This window comes from Streptomyces sp. NPDC002018 (assembly GCF_042890865.1).
GTDB lineage: Bacteria > Actinomycetota > Actinomycetes > Streptomycetales > Streptomycetaceae > Streptomyces.
The window spans coordinates 208938-221429 of record NZ_JBIASO010000014.1; the positions used below are offsets into that span (position 1 = coordinate 208938).

Below are 12492 nucleotides of genomic sequence, written 5' to 3' on the forward strand. Positions count from 1 at the left end.
GCCGGGCCCGGGGGCTCCGGGGTCAGAAGTTGCCCAGCCCTCCGCAGACGTTCAGCGCCTGCGCGGTGATCGAGCCGGCGAGGTCGGAGGCCAGATAGCCGACCAGGCCGGCGACCTCCTCGGGCGTCGAGTAGCGGCCGAGGGGGATCTTGGCCTGGAACTTCTGGAGGATCGCGTCCTCGGTGGTGTCGTACGCCGCCGCGTAGCCCTGCCGGACCCGCTGGGCCATCGGCGTCTCCACATAGCCGGGGCACACGGCGTTGACCGTGACCCCGGTCGGGGCGAGTTCGTTGCCCAGGGCCTTGGTGAAGCCGACGACGCCGTGCTTGGACGCCGAGTACGGTGCGCCCAGCACCACGCCCTGCTTGCCCGCCGTGGAGGCGATGTTGATGATCCGGCCGCGGTCCTTCGCCCGCATCCCGCCGGCGTTGAGCACCTCGCGGGTCACCAGGAACACGCTGGTGAGATTGGTCGCGATGACGTCCGACCACAGCTCGTCGGCGAGGTCCGCGGTCACCCCGCCCCCGCTGCGGCCCGCGTTGTTGACCAGCACGTCGATCGTCCCGTACCGGGCGACCGCGGCCCGCACCAGCTCCGCGACATCCTCCTTGGACCGTACGTCGGCGGTGGTGCCGTCCACCTCCAGCCCCTCGCCCTGGAGGCTCTTGACCGTCTCCGCGACGGCCGTCTCGTCACGGGCGCAGAGGAACACCCGGTGTCCCTGCTCGGCGAGGAGACGGGCGGCGGCGAGACCGATTCCACTGGTCGCACCAGTGATCAGGGCGGTCCTGGGCACGTTCTCGGTCATGATGCGTCCTCCGGTCAGACGGCCCGCGCGGCGGGCAGATGGGCGTTGACGAGATCGATCAGCGCGCGGGGGGTGAGCGCCTCCGCCAGCGCCGTCTCGTCCAGGCTGATGCCGTACTCCCGCTCGATCCGCCCGGCGGTCTCCAGCATCGCGAGCGACTCGTAACCGAGATCGGTGAACGGGGTGTCGGCGATGTCTCCGCCGAGGTCGACCTGCTCGTCCGCGCCCGCGCCCTCCAGGAGGATGGGCAGCAGGTCACCGAGCGTGAATTCCGTGTCGGACATGTCCGGCCCTTCGTCAGAGATGAGAGCGGTCCACGGCCCGCAGGACCATGGCGGAGTTGAAGCCGCCCTGGCCGCGCGCCAGTACAAGGGCGGTACGCGGCGCCGCCGGACGCGGTGCGCCGGTCACCAGGTCGATCTCGTACCTGCTCGACAGCGTGGAGCCCACCGTCGGCGGGATGACGCCGTCGCGCATCGACAGGAACGCGGCGGCGAGATCGAGCGGCGCGGCGCCGGAGTAGAGCCGGCCGGTCGTGGTCTTCGGCGCGGTCACCGGCACCCCGTGGGGTCCGAAGACCTTGGTGATCGCCTCCGCCTCGATCCGGTCGAGCTCCGGGACCGCGGCGGCGTCCGCGAACACCACCCCGATGTCGGCGGGGGCCAGACCCGCGTCCTCCAGGGCGAGTTCGATCGCGTTCTGCAGTGTCGGGGTCCGGTCGCTGCCGGGCCGGGGATCCACGGTGGACGCGTGGCCCGCGATCTCGCCGTAGACCTGCGGGGCGCCGCGCTCCCGTGCGCGTTCGGCGTTCTCCAGGACGAGCAACGCCCCGCCCTCGCCGGGGACATGGCCCCCGGCCCGGTCGTCGAAGGGCAGATACGCCCGTTCCGGGTCGTCGCTGACGCTCAGCCGGCCGCTGGTGAGCTGGGCGACCCACCCCCACGGGCAGATCGACGCGTCGACCGCGCCGGAGATCACCATGCCCGTGCCCTTGCGGATCTGCCTGCGGGCCTGCGCGACCGCGTCGAGTCCGCCCGCCTGGTCGCTGACCACGACACTGCTCGGCCCGCGCAGCCCGCTGCGGATGGAGATCTGACCGCTGTTGACCGCGTAGAACCAGGCGAAGGACTGGTACGCGCTGACATACCGGCCGCCCTTGCTCCACAGCGCCCTGAGTTCGTTCTGGCCGAACTCGAAGCCACCGGAGTGGCTGGCCGTGATGACGCCGACGTCGTAGTCGGGCAGCTCCTCCGGGACGACACCCGCGTCCGAGAACGCCCAGTCGGCGCTGACCAGGGCGAGCCGCGTCATCCGGTCGGTCTGCGGAAGCAGCCGGCCGGGCAGGTGCTCCTCGGCGGCGAACCCGGTGATCTCGCCCGCCAGTCGCGCCGGGTAGGACGAGGGGTCGAACCGGGTGACACGGCCGATCGCGCTGCGGCCGGCCAGCGTCGCCGACCAGTACTCCTCCAGGCCCAGCCCCGTCGGCGCGGCCACCCCCAGTCCGGTGACCCAGGTCCTCGTGGTCATCGTGTGCTCCGCTCGGGGCTCGCCAGCACGACCGCGCTCTGGAATCCGCCGAATCCGCTGCCCACGGACAGCACCGCGTCGGTCTTCCAGGCGCGGGCGGTCAGCGGTACGTAGTCCAGATCGCACTCGGGGTCCGGCTGGTGCAGATTCGCCGTCGGGGGCACCACGTCGTTCGTCATGGACAGCACCGAGGCGGCGATCTCGATCGATCCGATGGCACCGAGGGAGTGCCCGACCATCGACTTGATGGAGCTGACCGGTGTCCGGTAGGCGTGCTCGCCGAGGCTGCGTTTGAACGCGGCGGTCTCGTGGCGGTCGTTCTGCTTGGTGCCGGAGCCGTGCGCGTTGATGTAGTCGATGTCCTCCGGGTTGAGCCGGGCCTCGTCGAGCGCCACCCGGATGGCCTCGGCCATCTCCTTGCCGTCGGGACGCAGACCCGTCATGTGGAACGCGTTCGAGCGGGTCGCGAAGCCGGCCACCTCGGCGTAGATCCTGGCACCGCGGGCGCGGGCGCTCTCCAGCTCCTCCAGTACGAACACGGCCGCGCCCTCGCCCAGCACGAACCCGTTGCGGCTCGCGTCGAACGGCCGCGAGGCGTGCTCCGGATCGTCGTTGCGGGGAGTCGTGGCCTTGATCGCGTCGAAGCACGCCACGGTGATCGGGGAGATGGGCGCGTCGGCCGCGCCCGCGATCATCACATCGGCGGAGCCTTCCCTGATCACGTCCGCCGCGTAGCCGATCGCGTCCAGACCGGAGGTGCAGCCGGTCGAGATCACGGTGCTCGGCCCCTCGGCGCCCATGGCCCACGCGACCTCGGTCGCGAACGAGCTGGGCACCAGGTAGTTGTAGAGATGCGGTACGGCGTAGTCGTGGTCCACCAGTTCCAGCCGGCCGTTGTCGCTGACGACGCGGTACTCCTGGTCCAGGCCGGTCGTCGCCCCCACCGCGCTGCCGATCGTGACCCCGGTGCGCTGGGGGGTCAGCGCGTCGAAGTCCAGCCCGCTGTCGGCGACCGCCTCGCGGGCGGTGACCACCGCGAACTGCGCGGCCCGGTCCATCCGCCGGATCTCCTGCGGGGTCAGCCCGGACAGCTCGGCGTCGAAGTCGACCTCCGCGGCGACCTGTGAGCGGAACGGCGACGGGTCGAAGAGGGAGATACGGCGGGTGGCGGTCCGTCCGTCGGTGAGCAACTGCCAGAAGCCCTTGACGCCCGAGCCGCCCGGCGCGGTCACCCCGACGCCGGTGATCACCACACGGCGCTCCCGCGCGGCGCTCATGACGCCGTCCAGCTGTAGAAGCGACGGGCCATGGCGTCCGCGGGCGAGCGCCAGGTCGCGGGGTCGTAGGCGTCGATATGGGGCTTGAGGTCCTCACTGATCCGGATGAACCGGGGATCGGCCTTCGCCTCCTCGATACGGCCGGCGCCGTTGTCCTCGTCGAAGTCCTGGAGATGGAAGTAGAGGCCCCGGTACTCGAAGAGCTGGCGGCGCCGCGTTCCCATGCGCGCCGGCATCTCGGTCCCGTCGAAGGCGCCGAAGATCTCCGCGACGTCCTCGGCCGATCCGAGGGCCATCCTGGCCACGATCAATGTGCTGTGCATGCGTTCCCTCTCCTCGTCATCGGCCCGGCCCGAACCAGCGGTCCAGGGCCATCGGTAGGTCGGCGTGGCTGCCGGGGGCGGTCCAGGCGACATGTCCGTCGGGGCGCAGCAGCGCCGCCGAGGTCCCCGCCGGCGGACCGCCGGCCAGCGTGTCGCGGACCGTCGCCGTCACGATGTCGACCCGGTCGGTCCACCTCTGCGCGCGCCGTCGCAGAGCGGCGTTGTCCTCCAGATCGAGGAGCACTCCGCGGGCCGGGCGCAGCAGGTCCCAGGTGGTGGTGTGCCTGGTGCCGCGGACCAGTCCGAGCTGCGGCATCCGCGCTCCGAGCAGCGGGTTTCCGCCGCCGCCGACGTCGTACGTGATGTCCAGGCCGCTGACCTTGGCGGCCAGATGGCGCTGGACGTCGGACCGGTCCAGCAGCTCGCCGAGGACCTCCCGGAGCGGGCCCACCTCGTCACCGCCGAGAATGAGCGTGCTCTGCGCCCGGGTGTTCAGCAGCAGCCTGCGGCCGACCTCGTACCGTTCGTCGTGGTAGCTGTCGAGCAGTGCCTCGGAGTGCGTGCCGCGTACCACGGCGGCGAGCTTCCAGCCCAGGTTCACGGAGTCCTGGATGCTGGTGTTCATCCCCTGCCCGCCGGCGGGGAGATGGACATGCGCGGCGTCCCCGGCCAGCAGCACCCGGCCGCGCCGGTACTCGGTGACCTGACGGGCGGCGTCGCTGAACGCGCTGACCCATAGGGGCTCCGCCATGGAGATGTCGGTGCCGGTGAGGCGCTTCCAGACGTCGGAGACCTCGGTGAAGTCGGGCGCTCCGGTGCGCTTGCGCGGCGGCGTTCCGCGTTCCCCGACGATGATCCGGTGGATCCCGCCGGGCAGCCGCGCCACCATCACCATGCCGCCGGCGGGCTGCTGACCGGCCATACGGGGTTCGAGTTCGACTCCCCGTACATCGGCGAGGAAGAGTTCCGTGGTGGCGGCTGTGCCGGGAAAGTCGAAGCCCGCCGCCTTGCGGACGGTGCTGCGCCCGCCGTCGCAGCCGACGAGATACCGGGCCCGCAGCGCCCGGTCGCCGCCCCGGACGGTGACCGTCACCCCGTCGGTGTCCTCCGCGACCCCGGTGAACTCCTGTCCGCGCCGGATGTCGGCGCCCAGATCCCGGGCCCAGCTCTCCAGCACGGACTCGGTCACCGACTGCGGAACGGCCCGTGCGGACGCGTGGGCGGCGCCCAGTACGCCCAGGTCGAGCGGCAGACCGCCGAAGTGCCCCGCCTCACTGGTCTGGATCTCGCCGAAGCGGGGCAGCAGACCCCGCTGGTCGAACACCTCCATGGTGCGGATGGTGAACCCGATGCCGCGTGACTCCCCGGTACGTGCGGGCAGCCGTTCCAGCACGATGACATCGACGCCCGCCAGGCGCAGTTCTCCGGCCAGCATGAGCCCGGCGGGCCCAGCACCGACGACAATGACTGAAGCGTCCATATGATTCTCCAGGAGTGACAGCGTCAGCTTCGGCGGAACCCACAGGTTCGGGCAGTGGTCCGGCTCCGGATTGGGCTCGGCGGCTTCCCGGTGTCCGGGAGGAGGCCGCTCATCACGGTGATCCCCTATTGCTTTTCCGCGTTGGCGGCGATCCGCGCCAGCACATCGTTGGCGGCGAGGAACTCGCTCTCGGAGATACCGGCGAGCTGTCCGGCCGCGTGGGCGTTGACCAGTGATTCGGCCCGCTCGTGCGCCGCCGCGCCGGATTCGGTGAGCGTGAGGGAGCCGTCGTTCTCCGTGACCCAGCCGCGTTCCTCGAACCCGTCGACGACCGACCGGTACGAGTCGGCCCCGTCGGCGGCCAGAAATGGAGCGAACGCGTTGTCGATGCCGGCGACGGTGTCCACCTTGATACTGATGGCGTGCAGCACCTGCCACTGCCGCCGGTTCAGATTCTCGCCGGACAGCGCGCGGGCGGTCGATTCGTCGAACAATTGATGCAGATACAGAAGCCAGTAACCGATGCGCTTCGTGGTGTTCTGCTGGAGCATGGAAAGTACCTCCCCGGTACGGGTGCGTTGCGCATGCGGATCTGCGGACGATCACCTGCGACCAGGGCATTCCTGTCGTCGAACCGAGGTGCGTCCCTGCCGGTCGAATCCCCGATCTGCTCCGGGGAGTTGTCGACGCGGCGCGGAGAATTCTGAATCGGACTGATGAGTTCGCGATCGCCGGGGGTTCACAGCCGATCACCTGACAGCCTTACTCTGACATCTTCGGTCAGTTGGCTACAAGGGGAGACCCGACAATCTACGGTGCACCCGCAGGATTCCAGAATCTACGGTGGAACCGCAGGTTTCCCGCAACGGGCGGCCGGTCCCCGTATTCCGCGCCCCGTCGGTTCCGGCAACGCGACAGCGAAAAGCGCCGCCTGCCTCGGTGAGGCGGGCGGCGCTCGCGGCGGTTTCGAAACCGCCAGGGCCTCTCGTTTGGATCTAGGAAACGTTGGTGTTCATCGCCGTGACAAGCTGCCGCCGGCCGGAGATCCCGAGTTTCCGGTAGACGCCGGAGAGATGGAACTCGACCGTACGGACCGTCAGGAAGAGGGTCTCCGCGATCTGCCGGTTGCTGTATCCGGCACGGGCGAGCTGGGCGATCTTGTCCTGTTGCCGGGTGAGCAGACAGGCGGCGTCGGAGCCGCTCTGGAGTTCCAGCGCGGCCCTGACCCGCTCCGACCAGAAGACATTGCGGCACTCACGCGCCACCGCGTCGGCGGCCTCCAGCCGGCCCCGTCCCCCCGGCACGTCCTTCTGCCGGAGAAGCAGCATGCCGAGGTCGTAGAGGGCCTGGATCAACTCGGCACGCGCACGGCCCACTTCGAGCAGTCTGACGGCCTCGTCGAGCAGGGGCACGGAGGTCTCGTCCCGGCGCGACACCGCCACGGCGTGCAGTGCCGTTCCGATGCTGCGCGGCGATCCCCACTTCCTCGCCGCGATCAGCTCGTCCTCGGACAGCGCGAGCGCCAGATCGTACCGGCGGGCGGCCAGCGCCGCGAACGTGGCCTTCGAACGCCAGGGAATCACCGCGGGGTTGGCGACATTGAGGGCGTTCAGAATCCGGCCGCAGTCGATGTAGTCGTCGACCGCCTGCTGGAACTGGCCCATCGCCGTGTGCAGAGCGCCGCGCGCGGCCAGGATGTGCATCCGGTCCGGCAGACCGACGTCGAGACGGTCGGCCAGTCCGTGGTCGAGCAGTACCTTGTGGGCTCGGTCGAGTTCGCCGAGCTGGACGAGCGCCTCGACCAGCCAGGCGACGGCGAGGCAGGTCACCGACCCCGACGCTCCGCGGGTGAGCAGCGCTCCGAGCAGGCCCGCCGCCTGGCGCGCCTCACCGGACAGCAGAAGACTGCGCGCGCGCAGCAGCGTCAGCAGATCCTGATGACACTCCGAACTGGCCCAGACGGGGTCACTGGCCAGCCGCTCGCACTGCGCGTTCGCGGACGCGAGGTCGCCGGTGTAGAGCAGTGTCAGGATCGCCAGCCACATGGAATGCGCCTCGGTGCGCAGCGCGTCCGTGCCGAGGACCCAGTCCGTCTCCGTGGCGACCATCGCGCGGTTCGCCCCGAGGTTGGCCAGTTCGATGTTGCGCAGGACCGCGCGCTGCCCGATGGAGGGTAATCGCTCGGCGTGGTCCAGCAGGGAGGCAGCCGGTATATAGGTGGTGGTGTCCCGTCCCGGGGAGCCCGGCCCCGCGGGTACGCAGTCCCTCCCGCCCCGTGGATCGCGGCCCGCGGTACCTCGGGCGCGCGACTCCACGGGGTTCGCCCGTTCGGAGAGCAACGTCGGTGCTTCGCTGATCACGCGTCCTCCCGGGAGCGGCCCGTGGTTTTCCGGGGGCCGGGCCTGCTGGCGACTCCGAGGTGCCTTGGTGGCACGCGCCTCCGCGGATTCATGGCTTGAGGTCGGCTTCACATGGCGCAACGCCACAAAAGATCTCTCGTCGGGCGGAAGCAAGGAATTCTCCTTGACGTGGTCAATCACTCAACAGTGGCGACCGGCGCAAGGGGCCGCTGTCGCCGGCTGTGGGGGGATGGAGAAGCGTCTTTCTGTCGCGCGTCCGAAGAACCGGAGCGCCGACTGCCCGACGCGCATCGTCGCGGACGGACGGGGAGGGGGCCGGACGGGAACGACGTGGACGGCATCGGTCCGGCGGTCTGGACGGGGCAGCGGAAATCCTGGCCGGTCGGGCATATCACGGGGCGCGCCGGGCACGGCCGTTGGACGTGTATTCCGTTCGGCAGCGGCCGGACAGCGCTGTCCGGTGCGGCCGGCGGGGGAAGCCCTTCATGAGGGTCGTCCGGACGGAGGGACGGGACGGCACCGCCCGTGCACGGGAGTCTTGCGTTGCCGATCCTCGGGGTCCGTGGACCACCTCTACGAAGAACACGGAACTGCAAAGTTGTGGGGCAACTGTAAATCAGGGCCTGGCATATACCAACCCCCACCCGGCGGCAAGCGCCAGAGTGGCCGATTCGGTCCCGTCCCCGCCCGCACCGCGAAGACCGGCGCCGGCCCTGCCCTGCCCGCTCACCCACAACGGACGCCCGACCTCAGGAAAGGCCGTGGTCAACCGCCCGCGGACCGCGTCGGTCGCCTGCGGCCCACGCTTCCTCGCGCGATGCCGGGCCCGCTTGTGCGCGGGGCCGCGGAGCGCTTCACCAGGGGTCCGTCGGTGGCGGGTTCACGACGGCCCGGACCGGCCGAGAAGGCTCGGTTCACGTATCACCACGAGCCTTCTCGGCCACACCACCGGCCTCCTTACGGGTCACCCGTAGGTTCTGCGATCACCTCTTGTCGCCTGCAAACGGGACTGTCAGCATCGTCCTGCCGGCGGACAGGCGGACCCTCCGCCCCCAGGGCTTCTCATTCGATCGTGGTGCTCGGCGTTTTTACTACGATGCAAACAGGAGAAGGGCATGGCATGTCATGCATGAAGAATCAGATGTGACCGCACAGCTCAAAGAGCTCGCCGAACGCGTCAATGTACTTGAGAGCGTCCGCGAAGTGAATGCCTTGCGCAGCAGCCTGCCCCGCCTGATCAATGACAACGAGTGGGATCGGGTCGGCGAGCTGTTCAGTGCCGACGCCTACCTCGACTACGGTGATCTCGGCCAGGCCGACGGCAGGACGGCCATCAGCGAGTATTTCGCCGGTCTTCCCGCGCGTATCGAGAGCGACGCCAAGACCCCGGGCGTGCTGGTCAAGCAATTCGTGCACGGGCATGAGGTCGAGATTCTGGGGAATCGGGCGACCGGGGTCTGCTACTTCGAGGAGAGGGTCGTCTTCGAACAGCAGAGCTTCATGGTGGCCGGCAAGTTCTCCGACGCGTACGTCCGCGTGGACCGCCGCTGGCTGTTCTCCAGGATCACACTGGATCCCTTCTGGGTCATCCCCAACGACAAGGGGTACGGCCAGTAGCCGTGCATGTCGGTGAACGCTCTTCGGCTCGGCGATCCGATGACTATGCGAGGTGGAGTACCTGTGACTGACGTCCACGACCGGCCTTTTCGGTTCGGTGTCTGCTTATTCACACCTGTCAGCCGGAAGGAATGGGTGGAGAAGGTCCGGCTGGCGGAGGAACTCGGCTTCGACATCGTCTCCGTCTCCGACCATCTCGGCATGCCCGCGCCGCTGCCGACCCTCGTTCTCGCCGCGGAGGCGACCGAGCGCGTGCGTATCGGAACACTGGTCCTCAATACGACCTTCTATCAGCCGGCCGTCCTCGCCCGGGACATCGAGACCATTCACCGGTACTCCGGAGGGCGTGTGGAGGTCGGCCTCGGCGCCGGGTACGACCGGAAACAATTCGACGCGGCCGGTCTGCCGTGGGTGGGCGCGGCCGAACGGGTCGCGCACCTCGAAGAGACGGTCGGGAGACTGAAGAGCGGGTACGCGGACGCCGCGCACCCCTCCGAGGCCGGGCAGCCCTCCCCACCGAGGATCATGATCGCCGGCCGGGGCGACCGCGTTCTCCGGCTGGCGGCCCGTGACGCGGACATCATCGCCTTCACCGGCACGGCACGGGTGCGTGACGGCGAAGGCCTCCGGCTGGGCAATCTCGCGGAGATCACGGACCGGGTCCGGTTCGTCCATGACCTGCTCGGTGAACGTATCCACGAAGTCGAGCTGAACATCCCCATCCATCGGGTGCTGCTTCCCGGCACCGATGACGCGGCGGTCTCCGACGTATGGCAGAACACCCTCGACCTCGAACCCGAGGAGCTGTCCGAGCTGCCGTCACTGCTGAGGGGCACGCCCGAGGAGTGCGCGGAACAGCTCCGGGCCCGGCGCAAGCGGTTCGGTATCACGTATTTCAGTGTTCTGGAGCCGGAGATGATGGCGTTTTCCAAGGTCATCGAGGCGCTGCGATGAGCGGGTCCCGATGAGCGCGATCAGAGAAGCGGAACACCGGCCGTCCCGACTGTACCGAGGTGCCCTGTGGATTTGAGGATGACGGGAAGACGCGTTCTGGTGACCGGTTCGAGTTCCGGGATCGGGGCGGCCGTCGCGGACATGCTGGCGGCCGAGGGCGCGGATGTCGTCATCCACGGCCGGGACCGCGAGCGGACCGAGGCGATGGCGGAGAAGGTGCGCGCTCACGGCCGGCGGGTCGATGTCGCGCTCGGAGACCTCTCGACCGACGCGGGTGCCGACGCCGTGGCCCAGGCGGTCGCGGCGGGCGGCGAGGTCGACATTCTGGTCAACAACGCCGGCGCCACCGATCTGGTGCCCTGGGACCAGGCGACCCCCGACCTGTGGGCGAAGGCGTACGAGATCAATGTGATCTCCGCCGTACGGATGATCCGCGCGTTCGTGCCCGGAATGCGTGAGCGGGGCTGGGGGCGCGTCATCCAGATAGGGGGCGGTCTGTCGATCCAGCCCATGTCCATGCAGCCCCAGTACTGCGCCGCCCTCGCGGCACGGCACAACCTCGCTGTCTCGCTCGCGCGCGATCTCAAGGGGACCGGCGTGACCTCGAACGTGGTCTCCCCCGGGGCGATCATGGTGGAGTACGTCCGGGACTGGCTGCTCGAAGTGGCGCCCGCACGCGGCTGGGGAAACGAACTGCCGGAGATCGAGGCGAAGGCGGCGGCCGAGTGGATCCCCAATGACATCGGCCGGTACGGCACCCCCGAGGAAGTCGCCGGCGCGGTGGCCTATCTCGCCAGTCCGCTCGCGGACTACATCAGCGGAACAGTGATCCGCGTCGACGGCGGTCATGTGGTCTCCGTCTGACGGCGGCGGTTGCGAAGTCGGTTGTCCCGGTGGGCCAAAGGCGAAGTGAGGTAAACGCAATGAGCAGTACAGAGGATTTCTTGCTCCCCCGCTCGGCATGGCAGGGGACACGCGAGCTGGTGCTCCATCTGGCGGCCGTGAAATGGGCCATGGGGTCGGTACGCGCGCTCGTGCAGCTCCGGATTCCCGACCTGTTGGCCGAGGGCGCGCGGACGGCCGAAGAACTCGCCGCGTCGGTCGACGCCGATCCGTCACGTCTGTACCGCGTGCTGCGCGCCGCGGCGACGGCGGGAGTGCTGCGCGAAGACGCCGACGGCCGTTTCTCCCTGACCCCCGCGGCCGACGGGCTTCGCGCGGACAGCGGCGACAGCCTGCGGGACGTCTTTCTCTTCTCGACCGATCCGATGATGTGGCGTCCTTACGAGAATGTCCGGCATACGGTACTGACCGGCGAGTCGGCTTTTCAGAGCACCTTCGGAGAGCCGTTCTACGATTATCTGCGCGACCATCACGAGAGCTCGGATCTGTTCGACCGGGCCATGATGCAGAACGACAGTCCGGAAACCTTCGAGCTGTTCCACGACGTGGATTTCTCGAAGTTCCGCAGGATCGCCGACGTCGGTGGCGGACGCGGAAGTTTCCTCGCCGAGATCCTGCGTCGGTATCCGGAGTGCTTCGGAGCGGTGTGTGATCACCCTCTGGCCCTGGCGGGATCGGCGGAGGAGTTCCAGCGGCGAGGCGTGTCCGACCGCGCCACCGCCGTGGAGACCGACTTCTTCGAGAAGGTGCCGGAAGGGTTCGACGCGTACATCATCAAGCGCTCGTTGCAGAACTGGGGCGACGCGGACGTCGTCCGGCTCCTCACGAAGGTACGGGAAGCCATCGGGTCCGATCTCGAAGCCCGCCTGATGATCGTCAACCATGTCCTCGCCGGACCCGGGACGCCTGATTTCGGGAAGCTGTCCGACATCGAGATGATGTCGGTGCTCGGCGGAGGACGCGAAAGGGAAGGCAGCGAGTGGAACCGCCTCGCGGCCGAGTCCGGCTTCCAGAGCGTCAGCGAGCCCAGCGCCGGGAAGATGACTCTGCTGGTCCTCCGCCCGAGCTGACGGACCGTCGTACCGGTGACGGCACAATCGTCACGCCGGAGGGCCTCCTCGACACCAGGGGACCGACACGAAAGGCCTCATCGTGCGCAAGGTGCTCATCGCCAACCGTGGCGAAATCGCTGTCCGCGTCGCCCGTGCCTGCCGGGACGCCGGAATCCAGAGCGTAGCCGTCT

General features: G+C 69.1%; 13 protein-coding genes. 5 read left to right on the forward strand and 8 right to left on the reverse strand.

Annotated elements, in window-relative coordinates; all coding sequences use genetic code 11:
* Window positions 1-22: 22 nt before the first annotated feature.
* From fabG to ACFYYH_RS23845, 8 genes are all read right to left on the reverse strand, one after another.
* Window positions 23-808 carry a 3-oxoacyl-ACP reductase FabG gene (gene fabG, locus ACFYYH_RS23810; RefSeq protein WP_388554469.1) on the reverse strand — a complete coding sequence of 262 codons (786 nt, stop codon included), beginning with the start codon at window positions 806-808 and terminating at the stop codon, window positions 23-25.
* A 14-nt stretch (window positions 809-822) separates the two neighbouring features.
* Window positions 823-1092: an acyl carrier protein gene (locus tag ACFYYH_RS23815; protein WP_388554472.1), complete on the reverse strand. Its 270-nt coding sequence runs from the start codon at window positions 1090-1092 to the stop codon at window positions 823-825.
* Between the two features lie 13 nt (window positions 1093-1105).
* Window positions 1106-2335 (reverse strand): ketosynthase chain-length factor, encoded by a 1230-nt coding sequence (locus tag ACFYYH_RS23820; RefSeq protein WP_388554475.1) that lies wholly within the window; start codon window positions 2333-2335, stop codon window positions 1106-1108.
* Complete coding sequence (locus tag ACFYYH_RS23825; RefSeq protein WP_388554478.1) at window positions 2332-3612, reverse strand: beta-ketoacyl-[acyl-carrier-protein] synthase family protein; 1281 nt, start codon at window positions 3610-3612, stop codon at window positions 2332-2334. The genes ACFYYH_RS23820 and ACFYYH_RS23825 overlap by 4 nt, the downstream gene beginning before the upstream one ends.
* The gene (locus tag ACFYYH_RS23830) at window positions 3609-3935 is read right to left on the reverse strand and encodes a TcmI family type II polyketide cyclase (RefSeq protein WP_388554481.1); all 327 of its coding nucleotides are present in this window, start codon (window positions 3933-3935) and stop codon (window positions 3609-3611) included. The genes ACFYYH_RS23825 and ACFYYH_RS23830 overlap by 4 nt, the downstream gene beginning before the upstream one ends.
* Before the next feature lie 16 nt (window positions 3936-3951).
* The gene (locus tag ACFYYH_RS23835) at window positions 3952-5415 is read right to left on the reverse strand and encodes an FAD-dependent monooxygenase (protein ID WP_388554484.1); all 1464 of its coding nucleotides are present in this window, start codon (window positions 5413-5415) and stop codon (window positions 3952-3954) included.
* A gap of 125 nt (window positions 5416-5540) precedes the next feature.
* Window positions 5541-5966: a MarR family winged helix-turn-helix transcriptional regulator gene (locus tag ACFYYH_RS23840; RefSeq protein ID WP_388554487.1), complete on the reverse strand. Its 426-nt coding sequence runs from the start codon at window positions 5964-5966 to the stop codon at window positions 5541-5543.
* 444 nt (window positions 5967-6410) lie between these two features.
* Window positions 6411-7775: a LuxR C-terminal-related transcriptional regulator gene (locus ACFYYH_RS23845; RefSeq protein ID WP_388554490.1), complete on the reverse strand. Its 1365-nt coding sequence runs from the start codon at window positions 7773-7775 to the stop codon at window positions 6411-6413.
* A 1143-nt stretch (window positions 7776-8918) separates the two neighbouring features.
* Here ACFYYH_RS23845 and ACFYYH_RS23850 point away from each other — a divergent pair.
* From ACFYYH_RS23850 to ACFYYH_RS23870, 5 genes are all read left to right on the forward strand, one after another.
* Complete coding sequence (locus ACFYYH_RS23850; protein ID WP_388554492.1) at window positions 8919-9392, forward strand: nuclear transport factor 2 family protein; 474 nt, start codon at window positions 8919-8921, stop codon at window positions 9390-9392.
* A 45-nt stretch (window positions 9393-9437) separates the two neighbouring features.
* Window positions 9438-10346, forward strand: coding sequence for a TIGR03621 family F420-dependent LLM class oxidoreductase (locus tag ACFYYH_RS23855; RefSeq protein ID WP_388554512.1), 909 nt, complete (start codon window positions 9438-9440; stop codon window positions 10344-10346).
* Window positions 10347-10424: 78 nt separating this feature from the next.
* Window positions 10425-11210 carry an SDR family NAD(P)-dependent oxidoreductase gene (locus ACFYYH_RS23860; protein ID WP_388554495.1) on the forward strand — a complete coding sequence of 262 codons (786 nt, stop codon included), beginning with the start codon at window positions 10425-10427 and terminating at the stop codon, window positions 11208-11210.
* 194 nt (window positions 11211-11404) lie between these two features.
* Complete coding sequence (locus ACFYYH_RS23865; RefSeq protein ID WP_388554498.1) at window positions 11405-12319, forward strand: methyltransferase; 915 nt, start codon at window positions 11405-11407, stop codon at window positions 12317-12319.
* An 82-nt stretch (window positions 12320-12401) separates the two neighbouring features.
* The coding region (locus tag ACFYYH_RS23870) for a biotin carboxylase N-terminal domain-containing protein (RefSeq protein WP_388554515.1) at window positions 12402-12492 on the forward strand (91 nt) is incomplete at its 3' end.